Origin of the sequence: Jiulongibacter sediminis (assembly GCF_001306455.1) — a bacterium.
GTDB lineage: Bacteria > Bacteroidota > Bacteroidia > Cytophagales > Spirosomataceae > Jiulongibacter > Jiulongibacter sediminis.
In genome coordinates this window covers 983,772-1,005,497 of sequence record NZ_LGTQ01000005.1, presented here as the reverse complement: position 1 = coordinate 1,005,497, position 21,726 = coordinate 983,772, and the positions used below count along the sequence as shown (strand labels likewise).

Below are 21,726 nucleotides of genomic sequence, written 5' to 3'. Positions count from 1 at the left end.
AAAGATCAATTGACCAATGTCAAGCATCTCAATTTAATAAAATTGTGGATTAAGGTTTAGAAAGAACCTAGTTTCTTCTTTCTATTTCATCTCTGATTTTAGCGGCATCTTCATAGGCTTCCTTGTCTAGAGCCTCTTGAAGCATTTTTTTCAATTCAGAAATACTGATTTCAGAGAGGGGCTTTGCTCTTTTTGAACCTGAAACGGGGACAGAAACTTTTTTCCCTTCTTCCGCTTCCTCAGAGCGTTCGCCTACAAGATCGGCGGTACTTACACCGGCATTGTCCAGAACTTTTTGCACAGAGTAAATAGGTGCATTAAATCTTAAAGCAATAGCAATAGCATCAGAAGGTCTGGCATCAATATTTTTCTGACGAATACCGTCAGAACATACTATTTTGGCATAAAATACGCCTTCATCGATGTCTGTAATAAGTACCTCTTCTACGGTGTAATCAAAAGACCGGGCAAAAGACGCAAACAAATCATGTGTCAGCGGTCGCTTTGACTTTATATTTTCGAGCTCAATGGCTATGGCCTGAGCTTCAAACATTCCTATGATTATCGGCAATCTCAAATCGCCGTTTTCTTCACCCAGCACCAGTGTAAAGGAACCGGCCTGAACCTGACTAGGTGAGATGTCTAATATTTCGAGTTTTGTTTTATCCACTTATTACAAATATAAAGACAGAAGCTTAGGCTTCCAGCTTAACACTCATTTCATATTTCACTTTTTTCCCCGGCTTTAAGACCACCAGTCCTTCTTCATTATTGAAGGCATTTGTGTTACAAGATTGGGGCTCGATGGCGATGCAATCTCTGCTTGGTGGCGTGTAAAGCACAAAATAGTTAAGCTTATTTTTGCCCGTCTTTTGAGAAACAAGAAGCTTTTTCTTTTTGAATCTCAGCTCAATCGTGTTCTCTGAACCGTTTTCTCCTTCGGGTAAGGTGAAAACACTATCAAGAATGGTGTTTTTCAACGGAATTAGACCTGCCCTTTCTGTTTCGCTTTCACCGGTCGGAATATTTCGCTCGCTCAGCTCCATCTTAACTCTTCTTGGAGCCTTAACCTCCATTTCACCGATTGGAGCAGAACCAAAACCAAAATAGGGATGCCATGCAAAACCAACAGGCATGTTAGTTTCTCCGGTGTTGATTCCTTCAGCAACAACTTTCAACTGATGACCTGATAGTGAATATTCAACCATGAACTCGAAAGGGAAAGGATAACCCTCATTTTGTCCATGATAAACGTACTTCAGTTTAGCTCTGTTTTCTGATTGACTGACCAGTTCAAAACGCTCGAAGGCAATAAGACCGTGTATGGCATTATGGCTATCGGTATCATTAATATCCAACGTATACTCTTTGCCTTCAAAGGTATAACGGGCGTCTTTGATTCGATTAGGAAAGGGGAAAAGTAGGGCAGAAGGATAGCCTTTTTTAGGATCGTCCTCTTTCAGCGGATATTTGATAACATCCTCGTTACCAAGAATTAACCTGCTGATTAAAGCACCATTCAGCTCAATAACGGCTTCATTGCCTTCTTTACTTTTTAGTGATAGATTCAAACTCTTTGATTTTGTGCGGGGCAAAAATAGCTATTATCCTGAATAAAGAGGCTAGTCTTAGGATGAAATCCCGCTTTCGAAATACTTTTCAATGCCAAGGCCAAACAGAGCAAAATCATATTTGACGGGATCTTCACAATCAAAGGCCTTCAGGTTTTCTGTGATTTGCTCAGCCATTTTCCAGTTAGGTTTTTCTAAGGTAGTCAGACCCAGAAGTTTGGCGGTTCGTTCTACATGAACATCACAGGGGCAAATCAATTGAGAAGGTTTTATCCCTTCCCAGAGTCCGAAATCAACGCCTTTATCGTCTTTCCTTACCATCCATCTCAGATACATATTAATACGTTTACAGGCCGAGTTTCTGGCAGGAGAAGAAATGTGCTTCTGAGTTCTTTCAGGAAAATCGGGCAGGTTGAAAAAGATATCTTTAAAGCTAATCAGAGCATTTTTAACAGAATCGTCATTGGAACTTAATTTCTTAGAGAAGGCCCCCTCAAGCCCATTGTGATTGTTATAAATGCTTTTGAGTGCTTCTATGAAATAAAGTGTGTCTGTATCATTGAAAGTACGGTGCTTAAAATTTTGGAAATGTTTCAAATCTTCATCCCGATGATTTAGAATGAATTCATATGGTGAGTTATCCATGAGCTCAAAAAGCTCTGTACATTTATTAATGATGGTCTTGCGTTGGCCCCAGGCCAAAATTGCAGCAAAGAAACCTGCTATTTCAATATCCTCTTTTCTTCTAAAACGATGAGGTATGGTTATAGGGTCAGACTCAATAAATCCGGGTTGGTTAAATTGCTGATATTTGTATTCTAATAGCTCAAAAAGCTCCTCATGTTGCATCTGACAAAGGTATGGCTGGCATTGAAACAAAAAAAGCCTGTGTTAATTCACAGGCTTTTTTTGTTTAGCTCTTTCATGAGCTAGGCGGAAGATAATAAGTAACTTTTGCCCTTATTCGAATGTCCTTGGGGTTCAGTTTATAAAATGCATTTGGTGATAACCTGACCAAAATATTTTCATTGTTACCCGTCTCCGGTAACTTTCCAATAACCTTTACTACCACCTGGTTTTTAGTAGCTTCGTTTTGAATAACCATTAGAGAGCCCAAAGGAGCTGTTTTGTGAAGGGCCAGCATTTTATTTGACCCCTTTCTGGTTCCGGAAATAACCTCGGCAATACCAAGCTCGGTTACTTCTTCGCCTCTTGGGGCATTCGGGACAATCTCTATATCAGGGTGAATATCAGGTGTTAGGTTTGGTGGATAAAGTCCTGCACTGACATCATTGTAGTTTTTTTCGGTTGTTTTGATACGAAGCGATTGGCCAATGCTTATTTCATTGTCTGGTAGACCATTGAGCTGTTTTATGGCATCTATATTCATTCCGTACATCTGACTAATGCTAAAAAGGGTTTGCCCCGGCTCTACCCTATGAATGGCAGTCATTGCCCGGTTGATTTCCTTACTTGGTTCTTCAGATAAGTTTGCTTCCGCGAACGAACGGCTTGCTTCAATATTCGTAGATGTATTAACTGTGGCCAACGTTGGGAACCTCAATAATTGATTGACCTTAATGCTATGGCCACCGCCCAGTTCAGGATTAGACCGGTGGAAATCAGCAGAAGAGCAATCATATCTTCTCAAAAGACTGTAGAGAGTTTCTTTTGGTTGTACTTTGTGAATGATATAGGTGGCTTCATTGACGCTCTTTGTTCCCAAAGAGTCATAAGTCGCTGTTTTGAAGGCGTGTGCGTTCAGCAAAAACAACGATAAAGCAAAAGTAAATGTTATCGTTTTCATCTTGATGTATTAGGAAAGTTTGTAAACAAAAGTAATAAATTCTATTGCCTGATTGAGCTTTTTGGGTTAAAATCTGAATACTTTTTAATTCTTAGCTAATTTCGCTGCATGAAAAGTTCAGGAATTTGAAAATCCTTGGAATAATACCAGCCAGATACGCCTCAACCCGTTTTCCCGGTAAACCTCTGGTCAGCATTGGTGGTAAATCAATGATTCAACGAGTGTATGAGCAGGTCAAAAAGGCAGAGAAAATCACTGATGTGGTGGTAGCTACGGATGATACCCGAATTAAAAACGTGATCACCGGGCTGGGAGGAAAGTGCATAATGACCTCAGAAATGCATCAAACAGGGACAGAACGCTGTGCAGAAGCTTATGCTCTTTTGAAAGCAGACTATGATTATATCATTAATATTCAGGGAGATGAACCTTTTATTGACCCTGAAGTGATCAACGAACTCTGTGAATTACTCGATTACAAAACGGAGATAGCAACGGTAGTCAAACGTATAAAAGACCAGGAAACATTGTTGAACCCTAATGTGGTCAAAGTAGTGTTGACCATGAGAAAACAGGCTCTTTATTTCAGTAGGCAAACAATACCGTATGTGAGAGGTGTGGAGCAAAGTGAATGGCTTGACCATGCAGAGTTTTATAAACATATTGGCATATACGCATACAGATCAGATGTACTTGAACAAATCGTAAAGTTGCCTTTAAACGTACTTGAAAATACCGAAAAGCTTGAGCAGCTCCGTTGGCTGGGTTATGGATATCGGATTATGGCGAGCGAAACCAATTATGAAAGTCTCGGCATAGATACTCCGGAAGACCTGGAAAAGCTGAATTTTGACAATAAATAAGCAAATCGGGCATTAGAGTATAGAAACAAAACTAAATCAATGAACAGATATTCCATACTTTGGGCAGATGACGAGATAGATCTGCTAAAACCATACATTGTTTTTCTGGAAGGCAAAGGTTATGATGTTACCCCAGTTCCCAGTGGTTCAGATGCCATTGATAAGGTAAAAGAAACCAGATTTGATATCGTTTTTCTGGATGAAATGATGGCTGGCATGACAGGTTTGGAAACGCTGGCAGAGATAAAAATAATCAGACCCACGATTCCGGTGGTTATGATCACCAAATCTGAAGAGGAGCATATCATGGAAGAGGCGATTGGCTCAAAAATCGCCGACTACTTAATTAAGCCGATTAACCCGAATCAGATATTAATGACAGTCAAAAAACTGTTGGATAATAAGCGATTGGTTTCTGAAAAGACCAATATGAGTTACCAGCAGGATTTTAGAAATCTGGCTATGCAATATAATGATCGTATTGATCATGAAGAGTGGGCTGATATTTATAAGAGACTTGTTTACTGGGATTTAGAACTTGATGGTTCTTCTGATAAATCGATGGAAGAGGTTTTTGAGATGCAAAAGCAGGAAGCCAATTCTAAGTTTTCACAATTCATTGAAGAATCTTATGAAGATTGGATTTGTGAACCCAATGCAGAAAGACCCGTGATGTCTCATCATTTGATGAAAAAAATGGTCTTACCGCGGGTCAAAGAAGAGGAGGGCCCTTTGTTCTTTATTCTGATTGATAACTTCAGATATGATCAGTGGAGAGTTATCAGCAAGACGATCTCAGAGTACTTTAGAATTGAAAAAGAGGATACGTACTACTCAATTTTACCCACCAGCACCTCATATTCAAGAAATGCAATCTTTGCCGGAATGACTCCTCTGGAAATCTCAAAAAGGTACCCCAATCTTTGGGTCACTGATGAAGGAGATAATGAAGATGGACTGAATCAAAATGAAGAGGAGTTGCTACGCCTGCAATTAAGCAAGGGGCATAAGGATATTAAGTTTTCCTACAACAAGATTATTACCAATAATCATGGCAAAACGCTGAATGATAATTTCAATAATCTGATGAATAATGATCTGAACTGTGTGGTCTACAATTTCGTGGATATGCTTTCCCATGCCCGTACAGACTCACAGATGATTAAGCAGTTAGCACCCGATGAGGCGGCCTACAGGTCAATCACTAAATCCTGGATAGAGCACTCCCCGCTACTGGACTTGCTAAAGATGATTGCCGAGAAAAAAGGTCGGGTAATTATCACCACTGATCATGGGATGGTTAGGGTAAAAAATGCCAAAAGAATTGTGGGAGACAGGAATGTCAACACAAATTTGAGGTATAAACAAGGCAAAAACTTGAATCTGTCTGACAAAGCTGACCACGTTATAGAGGTTAGAAGACCTGACAATTATGGCTTACCAAGTCCGAATGTTTCCACTTCTTATTTCTTTACAACAGACGATTACTTCTTTGCATATCCTAATAATTACAATTATTATGTGAGCCATTATAAAGATACTTTTCAGCATGGAGGTGTATCTTTGGAGGAAGTCATTATTCCTTGTGTGTATCTAAAAGCAAAATGAGGTACTTTCTAACTTTACTTTTTTTAAGCATTTTTTTTAATTCAAAAGCTCAATATGTTGACAAAGGATCGTGGTATTGGGGGCCTTTAAACGCCAATGCCGTAGGATCTTACAAAGAATACCTCGACGGGTTTGATAAAAATACTTCTAAAATTGGTTTAGTTGGAGGTTATCTTTTTAATCCTATTTCCAAATCAGACCGCAACTCTCCCATTATGGTAGGAGGGGAGTTCGGATTGCTTGGGTGGGGTTCTGATCCTGTGGATTATTACCAGAAAAACCGCTTTACCAATCAGCATAATTATTATTGGCTAAATTTTGTGGCTCGATGGCGACCGGTTTCAGGGGCAAGTAAGATTAATCCATTTTTTGATCTCTTTGCGGGACCAGCTTTTGTGAATTCAAAAGTTACCGAGTTGCTCGGAGAAGGTGAAACCCGCAAAGTTTTTGGAGATACCAAGACCACAAAAAATTATGGATTAGGAGCTGGAATTGGCATCAAATGGTTGAAAAAAGACGGTGACCCCAGATATGTTGATTTGGGTCTTTACTTTCAGGATTCTGAGAAAATTACAACTACTCGCCGCGATTCATTCTATATCATACAAAATCCTGTTGTAGGCTACGATGAAATATACCACGATAAAAGTGTAATCAAGCATTCGAATTTTCAGATTCGATTAAATCTTACAAACTTTCTGTAAGATCGTTAACAGTGCCCTTATCACAGAAAATGGTTCTTCTTGGAAAGCGTTCAATCAATTCCAGATCATGAGTTGCCATCAAAACAGCGGTGTTTGATTCTTTATTGATTTTCATAAACAACTTCAGAATATCCAGTGACTTTTCCGGGTCCAGGTTCCCTGTAGGCTCATCAGCCATGATAATTTGCGGATGATTCAGTAAAGCCCTGGCAATAGAAATACGCTGCTGTTCACCCCCTGAAAGCTGGTGGGGCATTTTTTGAAGAACATCTGGTAGATCAACCTGAACAAGAACCTCGGCCACACGGGCATCAATTTGACTTTTTTCTTTCCAGCCCATGGCTTTGAGAAAAAATTCAAGGTTCTTTTTGACGTTCCTGTCGGTCAATAATTGAAAATCCTGAAACACGATTCCAATTTTCCTTCTCAACTCCGGAGTATCTTTTTTTCTTAATACGTGAAGGTCAAAACCTGCAACAGTAGCCTGTCCTTTTTCAAGCCACAGCTCGGCATAAAGCGTTTTGAGAAGTGACGATTTTCCGCTGCCTGTTTTGCCAATCAGGTAAACAAATTCGCCTTCATTGACCTCAAAATTTACATCTGAGAGAATGAGTTGTTCCTTTTGATAAATGTCAGCGTTTTTGACAGAAATGACCATAAAAAAATCCGGTTTTGAGGCTCAGCAAAGATATAACTTTGATGAGTAAAACCGGAATTCTTTAAAAATGATTATGAAAGACTTAGCCGTTCACTTTGGCATGATCTGCTAAAAATTGGGCTAAACCATTATCTGTCAACGGATGCTTCAATAATGCAAGAATGGCTGAAAGTGGTCCGGTCATTACATCGGCACCAATTTTAGCACATTCCAGAATGTGCATTGGGTGACGTACAGAAGCCGCCAGAATTTCAGTGGTATAACCGTAGTTATCATAAATGTCTCTGATATCCTGAATCAATTGAAGACCGTCGGTTGAGATATCATCCAAACGACCAATAAAAGGAGAAACATAAGTAGCACCTGCTTTGGCAGCCAAAAGAGCCTGACCCGCAGAGAAAACAAGTGTACAGTTCGTTCTGATCCCTCTTTCTGAGAAATATTTGATGGCCTTGATACCGTCTTTGATCATTGGTACTTTTACCACAATCTGATCATCAAGCTTTACAAGTTCTTCACCTTCTCTAACGATACCTTCAAAATCAGTAGAGATTACTTCAGCACTTACATCTCCGTCCACAATTTCGCAGATGGCTTTGTAGTGATTCTTTACGTTCTCTTCACCACCAATTCCTTCTTTGGCCATTAGCGATGGGTTAGTTGTAACTCCGTCCAGAACACCTAGATCCTGAGCTTCCTGAATATCTTTCAGACTAGCTGTATCGATAAAAAATTTCATGAGATATAGTTTTAAATGTCAGATTGACAATTATAAAATAAGTTTCAAAAAAAATGGCAAATTCACCGCTACAACCGCCTACCCTTGCTACCTTCCGGTCCTGGGGGATTCAGCAGGAGCTGGTAATTTGCCGTCACAAAGGTAAGAATATTTGTATAGGTCCCCAAATCAGTCTGTTTTATTTTTAGTGCAGGAATTCCACTAAATTCGCCCCAAATAATCTTCCTATTTGCTATGTCAGTAAAAAAGAGTCTGTTATACCTCAGCATTGCTCTCATGCTTCTTTTCGCATTCTTTCAATGGAATGACCCGGATCCGCATATCTGGATACCCATTTATTTAATTGTGGCCTTTTTAGGCTGGCGTAAAATGAAATACAAGGATTCATCGTTGGTATTTATCCTGCCGGCAATCGTTTATTTTCTTTGGGGAGTAAGCCTTTATCCTGAACAGTGGGAAGGAGTGATGCTCAATGAAATGGGCATGAAAACCATCAATATAGAACTCGGACGAGAGTCGCTGGGCCTTTTTATCAATACTTTAATATTGCTTATTTACGCTTTCCTGCCTTCTAATGAAGCTTAAGACAATTTTTTTGCTGCTCACTACGGCCATTTCGGCCACTGCCCAATGGAACAATAATGACAAAACTCCTTTGCCTATGGCTCAGGGGCCCGCTACGGAGTTTGATGTGGCGTTTAATTCGGATGATCGAGGGAATAGTTACTACGCCTGGACCGACTTTAGGTCAGGCAATGGTGAGATTTATGTACAGAAGTTAAATCAATTTGGTGAGTCTCAGTTCACCTCCGGAGGTCTTAGAATAGGGAAGATTATTTCGGGTGTGAGCCTTCAACTGGCCGCGAAATCATTATTTATCTCTCAGAACGGCGATTTGGTTGTAGTTTGGCATGAGATAATTAATTCTTCACAGCCGAATATTAAGAATATTCGAATCACTAAAGTGAGCAATTCAGGTGAGCTTATGTCTTCAGAAGGTATTTTGGTAGCTCAAAGCATATTAAATTCTGATATCAATAAAGCGGTGCTGACTGTTGGAGAGGATTCAGTCACAAATCTATTTCTGGTTTATAATGCCCCCGGTGGAAGTGGGGATCAGTTAGTTCTTCAAAAGTTCGATTCTGACCTGCAAAAAGGGGAGTCTGTGAATTTAAAATTGGCTTTTGCAGAAGGCTCAAAAGTTGCTTTCGACAAACGGGAAGGGACTTTGGACGTTTTTGTGAGGCAATCTGGTCCTGAAGATTTTAAAGGGTTTAAGTATGATTTATCCGGTCAAAATTTGGTTGGTTTAAAGTCGGTTTTAAATAACTCTTTCTCAGGAGAGTCAAGAATTGATGATTTTCAAAATATTGATGGTTTTACCTATTTGGGACGCAGTTTATCCGGCTCCGGTCCAAAAAAGGTTGTCGCCCAAAAGCTAGATCAAAACCTCAATAACATCTGGAAAACAGGCGGTGTGGTGCTGGGTACAAATAATGCTTATGACATTCATATCGGTCCCAACGAGAACGGTGGTGGAATCATGGCCTGGAATGAACCCAACCTCACCGAAACTAAAATGATGGCTGCCGGAGTAGATGCTCAGGGTAATGTCTTATGGCAAAAGCCGGTATTCAAAACACAAGCAGGCAAAAGTTATTTTACCCCGCATAAGTTTGCTTCAGACGGGGAAGGCGGATGTTATGTGATGTGGTTTACCTCAAAAGCGGTTGGTTTTGATATGTCTATTCAGCATTTAGATGCAAACGGAAATCAGCTTTTTGGTGAATTTGGGCTTCAGTTGACCGACTTTAAATGGTGGAGTAATTACCGCTTAGTTCCGCATGAAAGTGGGGGAGTCATTGCTCTTTACTCGGGGAGTAAAAATGACGATATCAACGTAGAGGAATATGACCTTTACACAAACTACATAAGCCCGGAAGGTGAGTTTGGTTTGGAGCAGAAACTGGTGGTTCAGTTAAACAGAAACGACTATTGTGCCGGTGAAAAGCTCGAGGTCTCTTCATCAGATGCTATCAGTTCCGTGGAAATTATCAATGAAGGTGGAAATATGATATTGACTCAAAATGAGTCTGGTTTCAATTTACCTGAAGCTATTGAGAAAGGTGATTATCAACTCATTTTCAAAAATCATGAAGGTCTGGAATCGGAAGCTATCAATATCTCCATTCAGGAATTACAAAAGCCGGTTCTAACCAGTTCGGCTGATTTTAAATGCCCGGAAACGGATGAGGCTATCACCCTTTCAGGAACCTGTGATCTTGGAAATTTGCTTTGGTCTACTTCTGAAACCACATCGGATATTCTTGTTTCTCCTGCAAGCAGTACTACTTACAGTGCTTCCTGTCAAAAAACTGGCTGTGCTGAAAGCCAGGAGGAGCAAATTGAAATTGAGGTGGCTACTGTCAATGCCACAGCTTCCGGCGGCGGAACGGTAAATGAAGGAGCAGATATTCAGCTGTCAGCGACTGGCGGCTCTACTTATCAATGGACAGGTCCAAACGGTTTTAGTTCGTCTGAGCAAAACCCGCTTGTTCAAAATGCTGCTCAGGCTAATGCTGGTGTTTATAGCGTTCAGGTTACCAATAGCCGTGGTTGTGTTGGCTCGGCGGAACTTACGGTGGAGGTTCAGAAAGTATTGAGTTCTCTAGCTTCTGAGCAGTATCTCGCTCCTTATCCGAATCCAACAAAAGATTTTCTTCGTGTTAATATTGAGAAGCACTTTCTCAGGGCTTCTGCCGTAGCATTAAACGGGAAAAGCTATGACTTGCCGATTTCTGCTGATTTGATTGATCTAAGAGGTTTATCGGACGGCGTTTATGTTTTGAAACTGATGGATAAAAGCCGTGTTTGGCACTTCTTTAAAGTAGTTAAAGAGTAGTCTTATCCACTATTTCATCGAGGAATTTCTCTGTTTCCATCTGAACACCTGCGACATCACTGGACAAAACCCATGATGCTAAAACGTGATTTGCGGCATTTGGAAAAGCTTTTTTGACCTTATGTTCTGAACCCAGTTGGTCATACATATTGAGGATTGCCGGAACTGAAACGACCTTATCCTGATTTTCTTCGTCTTTGTAATAATAACCTACAAAAACCGGGCATGTCACCTTTGAGAAGGTCTCTTCATTCATGGTGTGAGTAAGTAGATTTTGAAGGGCGACTAAGGCTTCCAGACGGTAATGCATGGTCCAGTAAAGCGGCTGGTTTTCATTGGCCGGAGTAATATCATTGAAAGGCTTTCCCTGTACCATTTGACCAAGCTTGAGCCCCCAGGGGTCATCAAGAAGTGCGGCATTTTCGTCATAAATCTGAATACATGGGGAATAAAGAACCATTGCTTCAATGTCGTCATGCTTTGAAGCCAGATGTAAGGAAAGAGCTCCACCTGCAGATGTGGCCACAATAATCACTTTTTTACCAATTTTTCTACCGATAGCCAGTGCCCGCTCAGCAGTTTCAATATAACGATCGGTCGTGAGTTCAGCCATTGTTTCATCACCACGATCAGTGCCATGCTCGGCCATTCGTGCCTTGAAAAGGTTAGCGTGATATTTTTTTGCCAGATTTTCATGAACAGGAGCACCTTCTTCATGCGAAGCAGAAAAGCCATGAATATAGACGATGGAATATTCTGTGACCCTTGGAATGCTGTCTGCCCAAACGAATTCAGCCTCATTGTCTTTTTTGATACCATCAATATTTTGCTCTTCCTGAGTAATTTTGGCTTCGAGTTGACCTAATTCATTGGGTAAGTCAAAAGAGTATTCTTTTTGCAGATCTGGTTTTTCTGGTCTTGGGCCGAAATAATAAGTTAAACCAAGAGCAAGAATGATGGTTCCGACAACAAAGATAAAGGGCTTTTTAAGCATGATTTTTCAACAGGGTTTGCCCAAAAATAATTAAAAAACGGGAATTAAAGTTTTTCTATTTCCTCTAATACTTTTCCCGCTTCCGCGTGTAATTGATCCGATTTTGAGCGATCAATTCTTGACATTTGGAAAGCCTGCTCAAGCAGTTTTCTATGTTTCAGTTGCAGCTTCTCTTTTTTCGATTTGAATAGATTAAACATTGGACTGTGATTTAGAAATTAAGAAGGTGACTCGTTGGAGTCACCTTCCAGCTCATTTTATAATTCAGGTAGTATTACTTTATCAATGACATGAATGACGCCATTTCTTCCGTGAACGTTGGTCTCCAGAATCTGTGCATCACGGCCTCCGGATTTGTCTGTAATAGTGGCGGTGGCTCCCAAATTGATTTGGAATGTTTGTCCGTTCAAAGTTGTAGCCGTTTGTCCATTGGTCAAATCAGTACTGAAAACTCTGTCACCTAGTACGTGGTATTGAAGAATTGAAGTAATCTGATCAACTGTAAGCGTTGGAATGACATCGGCTATTTCGGCAAACGCAGCATCAGTTGGTGCAAAAACTGTAACGTTTTCCGCAGTTTTTAGTGCTTGAGTTACAGCGGCAAAGTCGGGTGAAGTCAGCAGACTTGTGAGAACTGTAAATTCAGCTGTCTCTGCCTGACTCATGGCTACCGCGACGTCAACAACATCCGGGGAAGGAGGTGTCAAGACATTATCAATCTGATGAATTACGCCAGATCCTAATTCTTCGTCTACCGCAACAATGTTGGATAGTCCATTGATCAGCACTCCTCCAGAACCTAAATAGCCCAGGTACAGATTATCGCCTTGAAGAGTAGTGGCAATTCCTGATGCAGGCAAAAGGTTTGATGTAACCTTGGCTCCCAATACATGATAGAGAAGAATTGGTGTTAGGGATTCAGCCGTGAGACCATCAAGAGAAGTGATTCCTGCGGCGGTAAAAGCATCGTTCGTTGGAGCAAATAGCGTTAAATTGTCAGTAGTTGATAAGGTGTTGAGTAACCCGGCTTTACGTAAAGCTGCTGCCAGAATTGTGTAATCAGGGTTGAAAACTATACTTTGAGAGATTGTTCCCAAGGCGTTTGCAATAAAGCTGGGTATTAAAACCTGATCTACGGCGTGTACAACTCCATTTATGGCTTGAACATCGGCCTGAACCACGTTGGCATTGTTGATCATTACACCATTAGCCAGGCTAACGCTAACACTTTCTTCACTCAACAACGTCTGAACTTCTCCCTCACTCAAATCTCCTGAAAGAACTGTATTTCCTATGATATGATATTGAACGATTTCTGCCAATAGCCCACTCGGCAGCTCATCTAAACTATTAATTCCTAAAGTTGATAAGGTAGCGAGGAGATTGGTAAAAGCTTGATTTGTGGGAGCAAATACCGTGAGTGTACTAGAAGGATTGGACGCTGCTGCTAACAGATCGCTCATTTCGGGACGAGCAAGAATGCTGGCAAGAATACTAAAGTCAGAGTTAGAAGTAGCAATTTGTGTAATGGTTTGGGCAAAGAAGTCTTCGGGAATCAAGACCTCATCAATCAGGTGAACCACACCGTTTGAAGCTTCAACATTTGCCGTTATAACATTGGCTGAACCATTCAGAACTACTCCTGAGGTGAGATCAACAGCAATTGTGGAGCCCTCGAGCGTGGGTACGGGTCCGTTGCTTAGCTGCGAAGATAAAACCGCACCTCCAACCACATGATACTGTAGCAGCCTTGTTAGAAGAGCCTGATCATTCAGAATGGTATTTAGTGTTGTCGGGTCAAGTTTTTCAAAGGCTGCATTTGTGGGTGCAAAAACTGTGAAAGGTCCAGTTTCTTGGAAAGTGCTCACCAGATCGGCGGTTTGAAGAGCGGATACCAGAGTCGATAGTTCAGGGGTCGCTACAGCTATTTCAGCAATAGAAGTCTGTTCCATGATCGGGTCTGGTTCTTCTTTATCACAACCAGTTAAGGCTGTAATGAAGAGAATTAGAGGCAGAAGAGTTGTCCATTTGAATCGCATAAGTTTTTCCATAGCTTTGATTTGTTTAGTTTTTATTTTGTCTAACTTTGAAGTGTTTACAGTTAGACAATCGTTGATGTAGATGTAACTAATGTATCTACATCTAAGTTCAACTTCAAGCAAAAAACATGAGAAAATACTCGATTTCAGACATTGAAAAGCTCACAGGCCTGAGTACACATTCTCTTAGAGCTTGGGAAAAAAGATACGGTTTTGTAATGCCAAATCGTACTGATTCAAAAATTAGGTATTATACAGATGATCAGTTGGTTACCTTAATAAACGCCAGCTTTTTGTTGGAAAGAGGTTACAAGATATCGGCAATAGCTGATATGTCTCAGAAAGAAATCTCTGATCGTGTGCTGGAGTTTGCCAGAGATCAGAATGTAGCGATAACTGATTTAGTTAAACTTCTTGCTACGGCAACCTTGGCTCTTGACGAAGATACCATTAGAGCAGTTATTGAAGACGAAATAAGTCAATCAGGATTTGAGGCCACTTTTCTGTTTCTAATATATCCTTTCCTTCAATACCTTGGAGTTTTATGGGCCGCAGGTAAATCACTTCCGGCACAGGAGCATTTTGTGAGTCATCTTCTTGCCCAGCGATTAAATGCAGAATTAGAGGAGATGTCGCAAGGAACCAAATCGCCTATGATTTTTGCTCTGCTTGATGAAGAAGAACATGAGATTGGGCTTTTGCTAAGCTGCTATCTCGCCAAACTAAGAAATATAAAGTGTGTCTACCTGAGCAGGAAAGTGCCCGTAGAGAATCTTCAACCCGTTATTGAGTTAACAAATGCGAAGCGAATCATGACAATTTTTACTATTCCCCCTGCAGAGGATACGATCGTAAATTTGAAAAGCTTTCTCGCCGATTCGCAAACTGACCTTTTGTATTCAGGGATTAAAATTGATGCCTTAGACGAACAGGCCACCTTCTTCGCTAATCCACAGGAGTTTATTGATTTTCTTGACCAGACCTCCTGAGTGATAGGGCCAAGTTGCAGCTGAGGAAATTTACGCTGATGTTACCGAGCTTTTATTTTTCACTTAAAGCTACAATGTTCTTAGGGCTCAATATAGCTGTGGAACATTCCTGAATTTTTCGTGGAACATCTATTGGCTTTACCATGAATTAAGCTCAAATTTGCACCAGAATTAGGCAATGGGAAAAATCTACATCATAGCCAACGGTGCACGGCAATCTGGGAAGAGTACAACGAGTCTAAATTTGGCACTATGCTTTGCCACATTAACTCAGAAAACCTTATTGATTGATCTGGATCCGGGGAAATGGATGGAGGGATTGTGTAGTCAATCAAAAAAGGGAAGAATTAACCTTAATTCATTTTTGACTTTCCAGAATGCCGGTGAGATAGACCAAGAAAGCCTTGATCTTTTTGATAAAATTGTGATTGACTGCCCGGCTCACAAAATGGGTGAAATATTTAAAGCTCTGTCAGCACTTGCTGAGGTGTTAATTCCGGTAGAATGTGAATTTTATGGCTTAAACGAATTGCCGGACGTTCTTCGGTTAGTCGATGCGGTAAAGATTAAGACCTGTGGTTTTTTGCCGGTGATGTATAAACCGGACAGTGAGACGAGTGAGGCTGTACTAAAGGAACTAAAGCTTAATTTTGGAGATTTAGTGCTGCCAGCTATTCAAAGAAACTATTATCTGGCCCGCCAGAAAGATTTTAAAAAAGTTGTTTTAAGTGAGCTTACTCAAAGAGCTGCAGTAACTTATTTAAGTGTAGCTAATCAGTTATTATAGGATATGATGAAGCAAAGAAGAGGATTAGGAAAAGGTTTGGGTACGCTTCTTCCGGACAAGGAAGAGGTGAAAGAAGAGAAAATAGTGACAGACGAGCTCTCTGCTCATATTTCTGTGGATTCCATTGATGTCAATCCTTTTCAGCCAAGAACACATTTTGATGAGGAAGCTCTTCAGGAATTATCTGAGTCTATCCGCATTCAGGGTATTATACAGCCGATCACGGTACGACAAATAGATGGCGGACGTTATCAACTGATTTCCGGTGAGAGACGTCTTCAGGCCTCAAAACTGGCGAACCTAAAAAAAATACCTGCCTACATCAGAACCGCTGACGAGCAGCAAATGCTGGAAATGGCTCTGATTGAAAATATTCAGCGTGAAAACCTGAATGCCTTGGAGGTAGCATTGAGCTATCAACGACTCATGACCGAGTGTAATCTCAAACAGGAAGAACTGGGCGAAAGGGTAGGAAAGAAGCGTTCAACGGTCAATAACTATCTGCGACTGCTCAAATTACCTGCCGAGGTGCAGCAAGGTCTTCAGGGAAATTTGATTGGGATGGGCCATGCCAGAGCTCTATTGGGTCTGGAGGATGACAAAGCCATGGAAAAGTTATACCGTAAAACGGTTAACGAGCAGCTCTCCGTAAGAAAAGTGGAAGAGCTGGTGAGAGCTATGCAAATGGGGGGGGATGAAGAACCAAAACCGAAGAAAGTTTCGGAGATCAGACGGGAAATGCTTGATCTTCAGGAAAGACTTGCCGGCTGGTTTGGAACGAAAGTTTTGGTGAAAGCTGATGCCAAAAATAAAGGTGAAATCAAGATTCCTTTCAAAAGCAAAGAAGAGCTTGAGACTTTGTTAAATAGACTTAAAAAGTAGAATTAAGCAGTCTGAAAGGCGTTAATAAGCTTAATGAAAGCACTAATCACATTTTCTGTTCTCCTCATTTTTTCGGTTAGCCTGAAAGCACAGGTGTTGCCTGACTCTGTTTTTGTGGACTCTGTTAAAGTGGAGGCTGCGATTAAGGAAGTTAAAAAGGCAGTGACAAAGTCTGATACTACCGGAAAATTCTTCAAAACCATGGGGAAGGTTTTCGGTGTGAAACCATACACGTCTTTGGAAAAACCTCGGGTAGCTTTCATTCGATCTTTATTTTTACCGGGCTGGGGGCAAATTACCAATCGTGATTTCTGGAAAGTAGGCTTGGTTTACGGAGCTGCCGGTGCCGGCTGGTATTACGGAATAAGAGCAAATAACCAGCAATATCAGAAGTATCTAGGCCATTATGAGCGAGCCACTTTCGTGAGCCGAAATCTGGCTTTTTACGATAATGTTGACCTTTCGATTGCCAATTCTTTGCCACAAAGCAGTCTGTTTTTTGTATCAAATGATGCTGATAATGCCATTCTTTATGTTAGAGATACCGATGGCAAAAAGTATGTACTGAATAAACAATCAGGTGATATTGAAGGTGTGCAAACCACCTATTTTGTTGCGGAAGAGGTGAATGTGGAAGACAGCGAGATCATAGGTTCTTTCAATTCCCAAACTTTTCAGTCGGCCAAAAATCAATACCGAAGATGGCGTGATGCCTCTTACATTGGTTTTGCGGCCGGGTGGCTGTTTTTTGCCTTGGAGGCCAATGTGGCGGCCCACCTGAAAACCTTTGACATGAGTGAAGATATTTCATTTAAAATAAAACCGGCAGGGCCGCAGACTTTTGGTATGCAGGCCTCGGGTATAAGTTTGGCATTTGAGTTTAAATAATTAGAGTATATGAGAATTGCGTTATTGGGTTACGGTAAAATGGGAAGAGTGATTGAGCAAATTGCTCTGGATCGCGGACATGAAATCTCATTTAAAATAGACGTGGCCAATAAAGAAGATCGTGAGAAGATTAGTCCTGAAAATACGGATGCGGTGATTGAATTCAGTTCGCCGGCTTCTGCTTTTGATAACCTACAGTTTTGCATGAAAAAGGGTTTAAAAGTGGTTTCAGGAACCACGGGATGGCTGGATAAAAAAGCTGAAATTGAAAAGCTTTGCAATGAAAACGAAGCAGCATTTTTCTATGCCAGCAATTACAGTATCGGGGTCAATCTCTTCTTTCAATTGAATAAGCAATTGGCCAAACTGATGAACGGTCAAAACCAATATGAAGTGACCAGCAATGAGATTCACCATACCGAAAAGCTGGATTCGCCAAGTGGAACTGCCATTACACTTGCTGAAGGTATCATTGAAGGAATTGAGGGAAAAGATAGCTGGGTAAATCAGGAAATTGCAAAGGCCAATGAGGTGCCGATCTGGAGTAGTCGCGAAGGTACTGTTCCGGGTACGCACAGTATTAAATATATCTCTGCAGTTGATGAGATTGAAATAAAGCATGAGGCCAAAAGCCGTCAGGGCTTTGCTCTGGGAGCTGTAATTGCGGCCGAGTGGATAAAAGACAAAAAAGGGGTCTTAAACATGGATCAAATGTTAGGGTTTTGATCACGGAAATATGCCCTTCTTCCATTTTTTAGGATATAATTAAAGATTTTAAACTAGTTTCGCCAAAAATTTTAAAGCCAATGGCTAAAGACAAAGAAAAGAAAAAGAAAGGCCCGATTAGAGAATGGTTTGACTCCGTTCTGTTCGCTGTAGTAGCCGCCACACTCATCAGATGGTTGTTTCTCGAAGCCTACACCATTCCTACAGGCTCCATGGAGAAAAGCCTTCTTGTTAATGATTTCCTTTTTGTAAGTAAGGTGCATTATGGTTCTCGTACACCTATGACGCCACTTCAGGTGCCATTGACGCACCAGAAAATCTGGTTTACTGAGGTGCCTTCTTATTCAGATGCCATTGAGTTACCCTATTTCAGATTACCTGGTTTCACAGATGTTAAGAACGGCGACGTGGTGGTGTTTAACTATCCGGGCTGCCCTGAGCGTCCAGATCAGTTTGGTGGTTTTGATAAATACCCGGTTGACCTGAGAACGAACTATATCAAGCGTTGTATCGGTATAGCAGGAGATCAGGTGAGTGTCAAAGATGCTCAGGTCTATGTCAATGATAAAGCCATGGAGAATCCTGAAGGTATGCAGAAATGGTACACACTTGAAAGTACTACTTCCATCAACCCGAATCTATGGAACAAATACGATGTGAGCGAGCGTGGCCAGGGAACTCAGGATGGCAAATATTATTATGCCATCAATGCCACTGAAAGTGCGGTGAATAATCTTCAGGGTCTTGATTTCGTGACCAATATTTACCCTGATATCATTGCCGCGGATGACTCTTTGACTCCTTATAAGACATTCCCGTACAGACCTGATTTAGTGAACTGGAACAGAGATAACTTTGGTCCGGTGACCATTCCTAAAAAAGGAATGACCGTTGATTTGACCAATGAACTGAATTTCGCTCTTTACAAAGGGGTGATCACCACTTTTGATCATAATGATAATGCTGAAGTAAAAGACGGAAAGGTTTATCTTGATGGTCAGCCGATTACGGAATATACTTTCAATCAGGATTATTATTTCATGATGGGTGATAATCGTTATGAGTCTGACGACAGCCGTTTCTGGGGCTTTGTGCCTGAGGATCACATTGTTGGAAAGGCTGTGTTCATCTGGATGTCAATTGATGCAGATGGTAATCTGCTCAATAAGATTCGATGGAAACGACTTTTCAGTTTGATTAAGTAATTTTGAGCCGGAGCAACCCTCCGGCTTTTTTATGATGATTCCTTACATGATAGAATACGGAGTGCCTCGCGAGACTCCGGCAGATCTGCAAGAAAAACTGCTTACCACCGATTTCTCAGATACAGAAATCTACTTTCATGTGGGTGTGGAACGTACAGGAACCAAGTACCTTCAGAAAAGCATTTTTCCGTCCTATAAAAAGCTGCATTTCATCAATAAAGATCGCTACCCTGAGGCGAAGGAAATCATTCTTAAAAAGGAGCATAAGCGGTATCTGGTCTCCATGGAGCTAAACCTCAACAGCCATTTTGAGGTGGAGGTGAATGATTTTTTATCGGCTTTTCCGCAGGCCAGGATTATCATGGTGATGCGACCACTGAGTGGTTGGCTCGTTTCTCATTATAAACGCATCGTTAAAAACGGTTTCAATATTCGTTTTGATGAATTGTGGAATCAGAATGGTGAGTCTGTTTTTGATCCTGAGGAAATCAAGTATAGACCCAAGATTGAGTTTCTGGAAAGTAAAACTCAATATCCGCCGCTTTATTTAATTCATGGTGATCTACGGAAAAATCCTCTGGAGTTTCTCAAAAAGCTGGCGGACTACGTCGGTGAGGAATTTGACGAATCAACAGTAAGTCTCAAACCCGTCCACACTTCGTATAATGATCGCCAATTGAAGGCTTTACGATGGGTTATGAAATATGTCAACATTTCTCGTTCAAAGCCTTATTCCTCAGATTTGAGGAACAGATTTTACCGTCTTAGAGTAGATACGATCAGGTATGTGGTCATGTATTTGGCCAAAATTGTACCGGATTCCTTTTTCTCAAATCAACCTTTGATCAGCAAAAAAGAAAAGGAAGAAGTCGCTGATTTTTATCAGGAGGACTGGCAGGCTGTTTTAGATTTTTTGGAGAAATAACACTGAAGTTAATCTGCCCTAAACTTCAAATGCTCCAGTACGTTTTTACCAACTAATCTTCCCATATCCTGACCTTGATCTAAAGCATCCCGATAGTGGATTCCACCATAAAGTCTTGATATACTGACTTCATCAGCCGCTTCCCAGAATGAGTTGAATTTACGGGGCTCACCCACCCAGAATTTGGAATAATCCGTGATTTCCTGATTGTCACCGACGGTGGCTGTCAAGACCTCAGCCATCGCGGCAGATTGCACTGAATGACCCGAAGGAAATTCTGGAAAAGGTGGTGTCAATAGTTTCGGCTCCCAGGCGGAGTCGATATAGCGATTGATATAAGCAACCGGACGAATCAGGTTATGCTTGTATTTACCTTTCCAGCTGCAAATGATAGCGTCATTAACGGCAATTCCCAACCTTGCATAAATTTCAGTAGCTTCTGCAAGAGAAATGGTTCGGTTTCTCATAACCATCGTCAACAGGGCAAATGAATGCCCCGGAGCCGTATACGTAAAGCCGGCGGCATCATCCCAGAAATTGGCAATCACATATTTTTTATTGCCCGGGTTAACGGTTTTCGACTCCTCGTAGACCTCATTGGCCATTTTATAAAAAGGTGACTCAGGGTATTTAGAGAAAGTAACTTTCGGTTTAATCCCGAAATCGGTGTTATTCTCAGCAACAAAGGTTCTGTTGTTAATCCATTGTGGGTGCAGAGGGCCTGTATTTTCCACATCAGCCTGACGGTGAATCTCAAAACAGGCCTCGCAGGCTGGTAGAAGGTAGTTCATGTCATAACTTCTAATGTATGATTGATGACCACCATCTGTTTTGGAGTAGTCGTAAATCAGATCGGCAATGGCAAGTCCATAGTTCTTGGATTTTTGGTAAGTCACAAGATCCAGTTGGCTCTCAAGCACACCATTGACGGAGTCTTTGAAAGCCCAAACTTTTTCCATCCAAACATACGGTGCGGTGGCAAACATCTTATCAACCATTGAGAAAATGGCATTGTTTACAGCGGTGGCGTCATTGAAATATTCCTCACCCACATCATAATCTTCTGGTCGCTTATATTCCTGAATTTGGCCGCTCAGGCTTTGATACTCAGGATGCCCAGGAAGCATGGATTCATAAGCTGCCAGATTGACATAAGCTAGGCTTCGACCCGCCACATTTGGGGTGTATCCGGTAGATTGCTCCAGCAAATCAAACATAATGACATGCCATTTCACCAGAAGATCAGACGTATTAAAATCGTATGCCTTTGGCGGCAGCACAAATTCAAACTCAACCAGCTCAGTTTCGTTACGAGCCTGGTAATTGCCAGGGGTAATTTGCTGTGCGTAAATGAGAGAGGAAGAAAGCAGGAGGACAAGAGCCGTTTTTTTGATCATTATCTGAGCATTCGGTTTTAATAGAGCGTAAAATTAACGAAT

General features: G+C 41.2%; 22 protein-coding genes and 1 other RNA gene. 12 read left to right on the top strand and 11 right to left on the bottom strand.

Annotated features, from left to right (window positions below):
* Positions 1-67: 67 nt before the first annotated feature.
* The 4 genes from AFM12_RS04440 to AFM12_RS04425 form a co-directional block, all read right to left on the bottom strand.
* Entirely contained in the window at positions 68-670 is a 603-nt protein-coding gene (locus AFM12_RS04440) for a bifunctional nuclease family protein (RefSeq protein WP_055144285.1), read from the bottom strand.
* Between the two features lie 25 nt (positions 671-695).
* Entirely contained in the window at positions 696-1,571 is an 876-nt protein-coding gene (locus AFM12_RS04435; protein WP_055144283.1) for an aldose 1-epimerase, read from the bottom strand.
* A 57-nt stretch (positions 1,572-1,628) separates the two neighbouring features.
* Complete coding sequence (locus AFM12_RS04430) at positions 1,629-2,420, bottom strand: TIGR02757 family protein (RefSeq protein ID WP_055144281.1); 792 nt, start codon at positions 2,418-2,420, stop codon at positions 1,629-1,631.
* Positions 2,421-2,493: 73 nt separating this feature from the next.
* On the bottom strand, positions 2,494-3,378 hold the full coding sequence (locus AFM12_RS04425; RefSeq protein WP_055144279.1) for a DPBB and LysM peptidoglycan-binding domain-containing protein: 885 nt from the start codon (positions 3,376-3,378) through the stop codon (positions 2,494-2,496).
* Positions 3,379-3,503: 125 nt separating this feature from the next.
* On the opposite strand from AFM12_RS04425, the gene kdsB reads away from it, so the two are divergent.
* Genes kdsB through AFM12_RS04410 form a run of 3 tightly spaced genes read left to right on the top strand, consistent with a single transcriptional unit; the run spans position 3,504 to position 6,553 of the window.
* Entirely contained in the window at positions 3,504-4,241 is a 738-nt protein-coding gene (kdsB, locus tag AFM12_RS04420) for a 3-deoxy-manno-octulosonate cytidylyltransferase (RefSeq protein WP_055144277.1), read from the top strand.
* Between the two features lie 39 nt (positions 4,242-4,280).
* Positions 4,281-5,849, top strand: a complete 1,569-nt coding sequence (porX, locus tag AFM12_RS04415; RefSeq protein ID WP_055144275.1) for a T9SS response regulator signal transducer PorX — start codon at positions 4,281-4,283, stop codon at positions 5,847-5,849.
* Positions 5,846-6,553 (top strand): hypothetical protein, encoded by a 708-nt coding sequence (locus tag AFM12_RS04410; protein WP_055144274.1) that lies wholly within the window; start codon positions 5,846-5,848, stop codon positions 6,551-6,553. The genes porX and AFM12_RS04410 overlap by 4 nt, the downstream gene beginning before the upstream one ends.
* Here AFM12_RS04410 and AFM12_RS04405 read toward each other — a convergent pair.
* The 3 genes from AFM12_RS04405 to ffs form a co-directional block, all read right to left on the bottom strand.
* Positions 6,537-7,211, bottom strand: coding sequence for a cell division ATP-binding protein FtsE (locus tag AFM12_RS04405; protein ID WP_055144273.1), 675 nt, complete (start codon positions 7,209-7,211; stop codon positions 6,537-6,539). The genes AFM12_RS04410 and AFM12_RS04405 overlap by 17 nt on opposite strands.
* An 82-nt stretch (positions 7,212-7,293) precedes the next feature.
* Positions 7,294-7,950, bottom strand: a complete 657-nt coding sequence (gene fsa / locus AFM12_RS04400; RefSeq protein ID WP_055144271.1) for a fructose-6-phosphate aldolase — start codon at positions 7,948-7,950, stop codon at positions 7,294-7,296.
* Positions 7,951-7,999: 49 nt separating this feature from the next.
* Positions 8,000-8,085, bottom strand: an RNA gene (gene ffs / locus AFM12_RS19450) — signal recognition particle sRNA small type.
* Positions 8,086-8,184: 99 nt separating this feature from the next.
* On the opposite strand from ffs, the gene AFM12_RS04390 reads away from it, so the two are divergent.
* Positions 8,185-8,535: a transmembrane 220 family protein gene (locus AFM12_RS04390; protein WP_082391190.1), complete on the top strand. Its 351-nt coding sequence runs from the start codon at positions 8,185-8,187 to the stop codon at positions 8,533-8,535.
* Positions 8,525-10,852: a hypothetical protein gene (locus AFM12_RS04385; RefSeq protein WP_055144265.1), complete on the top strand. Its 2,328-nt coding sequence runs from the start codon at positions 8,525-8,527 to the stop codon at positions 10,850-10,852. Before AFM12_RS04390 ends, AFM12_RS04385 begins: the two co-directional genes overlap by 11 nt.
* On the opposite strand, the gene AFM12_RS04380 is transcribed toward AFM12_RS04385, so the two are convergent.
* Genes AFM12_RS04380 through AFM12_RS04370 form a run of 3 tightly spaced genes read right to left on the bottom strand, consistent with a single transcriptional unit; the run spans position 10,842 to position 13,897 of the window.
* Entirely contained in the window at positions 10,842-11,846 is a 1,005-nt protein-coding gene (locus AFM12_RS04380; RefSeq protein ID WP_055144264.1) for an alpha/beta hydrolase, read from the bottom strand. The two genes, AFM12_RS04385 and AFM12_RS04380, sit on opposite strands and share 11 nt — an antisense overlap.
* Positions 11,847-11,890: 44 nt before the next feature.
* Positions 11,891-12,046, bottom strand: a complete 156-nt coding sequence (locus tag AFM12_RS19670) for a Lacal_2735 family protein (RefSeq protein ID WP_055144262.1) — start codon at positions 12,044-12,046, stop codon at positions 11,891-11,893.
* Positions 12,047-12,103: 57 nt separating this feature from the next.
* Positions 12,104-13,897, bottom strand: coding sequence for a fasciclin domain-containing protein (locus AFM12_RS04370; RefSeq protein ID WP_131458183.1), 1,794 nt, complete (start codon positions 13,895-13,897; stop codon positions 12,104-12,106).
* Between the two features lie 116 nt (positions 13,898-14,013).
* Between AFM12_RS04370 and AFM12_RS04365 the strand changes: the two genes are divergently transcribed.
* The 7 genes from AFM12_RS04365 to AFM12_RS04335 all read left to right on the top strand — a co-directional run bounded on the left by AFM12_RS04365 (position 14,014) and on the right by AFM12_RS04335 (position 20,287).
* Complete coding sequence (locus AFM12_RS04365; protein WP_055144258.1) at positions 14,014-14,874, top strand: MerR family transcriptional regulator; 861 nt, start codon at positions 14,014-14,016, stop codon at positions 14,872-14,874.
* A 178-nt stretch (positions 14,875-15,052) separates the two neighbouring features.
* Positions 15,053-15,661: a ParA family protein gene (locus tag AFM12_RS04360; RefSeq protein ID WP_055144256.1), complete on the top strand. Its 609-nt coding sequence runs from the start codon at positions 15,053-15,055 to the stop codon at positions 15,659-15,661.
* Between the two features lie 3 nt (positions 15,662-15,664).
* Positions 15,665-16,543: a ParB/RepB/Spo0J family partition protein gene (locus AFM12_RS04355; protein WP_055144254.1), complete on the top strand. Its 879-nt coding sequence runs from the start codon at positions 15,665-15,667 to the stop codon at positions 16,541-16,543.
* Between the two features lie 33 nt (positions 16,544-16,576).
* A complete protein-coding gene (locus AFM12_RS04350) occupies positions 16,577-17,431 on the top strand; it encodes a DUF5683 domain-containing protein (protein WP_055144253.1) in 855 nt (284 codons plus the stop codon).
* Between the two features lie 9 nt (positions 17,432-17,440).
* Positions 17,441-18,157 (top strand): 4-hydroxy-tetrahydrodipicolinate reductase, encoded by a 717-nt coding sequence (gene dapB / locus AFM12_RS04345; protein ID WP_055144252.1) that lies wholly within the window; start codon positions 17,441-17,443, stop codon positions 18,155-18,157.
* Positions 18,158-18,237: 80 nt separating this feature from the next.
* Complete coding sequence (lepB, locus tag AFM12_RS04340; RefSeq protein WP_055144251.1) at positions 18,238-19,362, top strand: signal peptidase I; 1,125 nt, start codon at positions 18,238-18,240, stop codon at positions 19,360-19,362.
* A gap of 31 nt (positions 19,363-19,393) precedes the next feature.
* A complete protein-coding gene (locus AFM12_RS04335; RefSeq protein ID WP_055144250.1) occupies positions 19,394-20,287 on the top strand; it encodes a hypothetical protein in 894 nt (297 codons plus the stop codon).
* Between the two features lie 8 nt (positions 20,288-20,295).
* Here AFM12_RS04335 and AFM12_RS04330 read toward each other — a convergent pair whose 3' ends face one another.
* Positions 20,296-21,684, bottom strand: coding sequence for a vanadium-dependent haloperoxidase (locus tag AFM12_RS04330; protein WP_055144249.1), 1,389 nt, complete (start codon positions 21,682-21,684; stop codon positions 20,296-20,298).
* Between the last annotated feature and the right edge of the window lie 42 nt (positions 21,685-21,726).